Source organism: Streptomyces sp. NPDC005195, from assembly GCF_040608315.1.
Lineage (GTDB): Bacteria > Actinomycetota > Actinomycetes > Streptomycetales > Streptomycetaceae > Streptomyces > Streptomyces kaempferi.
In genome coordinates this window covers 1-2,745 of record NZ_JBEXHZ010000230.1, presented here as the reverse complement: position 1 = coordinate 2,745, position 2,745 = coordinate 1, and the positions used below count along the sequence as shown (strand labels likewise).

The 2,745-nt window shown below is 71.1% G+C and carries 2 protein-coding genes; one reads left to right on the top strand and one right to left on the bottom strand.

The window, feature by feature from the left end:
* Nucleotides 1–239 precede the first annotated feature (239 nt).
* The gene (locus tag ABZV34_RS38355; protein ID WP_356287585.1) at nucleotides 240–500 is read right to left on the bottom strand and encodes a hypothetical protein; all 261 of its coding nucleotides are present in this window, start codon (nucleotides 498–500) and stop codon (nucleotides 240–242) included.
* A 300-nt stretch (nucleotides 501–800) separates the two neighbouring features.
* Here ABZV34_RS38355 and ABZV34_RS38350 point away from each other — a divergent pair.
* The coding region (locus ABZV34_RS38350) for a family 78 glycoside hydrolase catalytic domain (protein WP_356287582.1) at nucleotides 801–2,745 on the top strand (1,945 nt) is incomplete at its 3' end.

The window sequence follows — 2,745 nt, the reverse complement described above, 5'->3', positions numbered from 1 at the left end:
CGCCAAGGCACAGAAGAAAGTGCGCGAGCCGCAGGAGGAGACTTCCGCCCGGCCGCCGGCCGGGCCCGTACCGACGACGACTCGGCGAGGCCCCACGCCCCTACCGGCACGAGAACACCCGCGGCGGACTCGCCGCGTGCCTCCCGCTCCAACAGCTCGCGCAGCCACCCGACTTCGCCGGCGCGAACGAGGACGATGCCGTCGCCCGGAGGGGCGCGCGGGCGCGGCTCGGACGGCTCTCAGGACTCGATGGGATGACCGCCGTCGCCATCGACGACGATGCGGTCCTCGCCCGGCTCGTCGGCCCGTTCGACCATCGTGACGTCCACCTGCCCGTCGCCCGTCGTGTCGAACTGGTAGAGGTCGGCCTTGCCGTCGCCCGTGGTGTCGGTCATCCACACATCGGGCTTCCCGTCACCATTGGTGTCGGCACTGAGGACGACATGGTGTTCGTCCCCCCGGGTTTCGATCGCTTCCGCCTGGTCTTCGCCGTTGTTCATAGCGCCCGGTTGCCCGCCCGCTCGCGTCCGAAACAGCCCGCACCGCGCCGTGGACCGCCGCTCGCGATGGCCACCGACGACAACGAAGGCCCGTGCGCGGCCCGCGCTCGGGGGATTCGGAATTGAAACCGTTCAATCAGTCGACTCGGGAGCACCTCGGGAACCACCGTAAGCGCGTTCCTCGGTGAGGGCCCGTCAAGAAAGTACCTGCACACTCATTGACCCTCATCCCGTGCGCCCCTACGTTCACCTAAGTCCACTGATGTGAATCGATTCATCACTTCTAGGTGAGGGGCCGTAGTGATCAGTAGGAGGAACATGCTGGCGGGCGCGGCGGCCACGGTGGGTGCCGTGGCGGCCGGAGCCGGACCAGCCGGGGCCGCATCGTCCGTATCCGCTCCGGCGGGGGCCCGGCACGGCGCCCCGCGCGTCACGGTGCCGACCGTCGAGTACGTTCGGCACCCCCTGGGCATCGACGTGCAACACCCCCGGCTGAGCTGGCCGGTGGCCTCGGACGAGCCGGGCGCGTGGCAGAGCGCGTATCAGATCCGCGTCGCCTCCAGCGTCTCGGGCCTGGCGCACCCGGACGTCTGGGACAGCGGGAAGGTCACCTCCGGCGATTCCGTCCTCGTCCCCTACGCGGGCCCTCGACTCGAGCCGCGGACACGCTACTTCTGGACCGTGCGGGTGTGGGGCGCCGACGGCCGAGCCTCCGGCTGGAGCGAGCCGTCGTGGTGGGAGACCGGTCTCATGGACGCCGCGCAGTGGTCCGCGCAATGGATCTCCGCGCCCCCGGCGCTCACCGACGCGCCCTCCCTGGAAGGCAGCTCCTGGATCTGGTTCCCCGAGGGCGACCCGGCCAACAGTGCCCCGGCGGCGACCCGTTGGTTCCGTCGCAGCGTCGCTCTCCCGGCCGGGATCACCGCGGCGACACTGGCCATCACCGCGGACAACGTCTACGCCGTCTCCGTGAACGGCGCCGAGGTGGCCCGCACCGACCTCGCGACGGACAACGAGGGCTGGCGCCGTCCGGCCGTCGTCGACGTGCTCGCCCAGGTGCGTTCCGGTCAGAACGTCCTCGCGATCTCGGCGACCAACGCGAGCGAGGGACCCGCCGGCCTGGTGGCCGTCCTCACTCTCCACACCGCGTCCGGCGAGCAGCGGATCCTGACCGACGCCTCCTGGAAGTCGGCGGACAGGGAGCCCTCCGGCACCTGGCGCGAAGCCGGTTTCGACGACAGCGCCTGGCCTGCGGCCAAGGAGGCCGCTGTGTGGGGAGCCGGACCGTGGGGCAGGGTCGTCCCCGCGTCCTACGCCGCCAACCAGCTGCGGCACGAGTTCGGGCTGCCCCGCAAGAAGGTCTCCCGCGCACGCCTGTACGCCACGGCTCTCGGCCTCTACGAAGCCCACCTCAACGGCCGCCGCGTGGGCCGCGACCATCTCGCTCCCGGCTGGACCGACTACCGCGAACGCGTCCAGTACCAGACGTACGATGTCACCACGCTGCTGCGGCCGGGCGGCAACGCCCTCGGCGTGTACGTGGCGCCGGGCTGGTACGCGGGCAACGTCGGCATGTTCGGTCCCCACCAGTACGGTGAACGTCCCGCGCTGCTCGCGCAGTTGGAGGTCGAGTACGCGGACGGGACGAGCGAGCGGATCACCTCGGGGCCGGACTGGCGGGCCACCTCCGGGCCGATAGTCGCCGCCGACCTGCTGGGCGGCGAGACGTACGACGCGCGCAAGGAGACCGCCGGCTGGACCTCTTCCGGCTTCGACGACCGGACCTGGCTCGCCGTCCGCGGCGCGGGCGACGCCGCTCCCGCCCGGATCGTCGCGCAGGTGGACGGCCCGGTCCGGGTGGCCGAGGAACTCGCGGTCAGGAAGGTGACCCAACCCGAGCCGGGCGTCTTCGTCCTCGACCTGGGCCAGAACATGGTCGGCTCCGTACGGCTGCGGGTCTCCGGCAAGGCGGGAACGACCGTACGTCTGCGGCACGCCGAGGTCCTCAACCCGGACGGCACCCTGTACACCGCGAACCTGCGTACCGCCGCGGCGACCGACACGTACACCCTCAAGGGCGGCGGAGAGGAGACGTACGAGCCCCGCTTCACCTTCCACGGCTTCCGCTACGTCGAACTGACCGGATTCCCCGGTACTCCCTCCGCGAAGGCCGTGACCGGGCGCGTCATGCACACGTCCGCGCCCTTCACCTTCGAGTTCGAGACGAACGTCCCGATGCTCAACC

What these genes read in the sequence shown, in the direction of transcription:
- ABZV34_RS38355 (WP_356287585.1), bottom strand. Translation starts at nt 500, where the DNA reads ATGAACAACGGCGAAGACCAGGCGGAAGCGATCGAAACCCGGGGGGAC.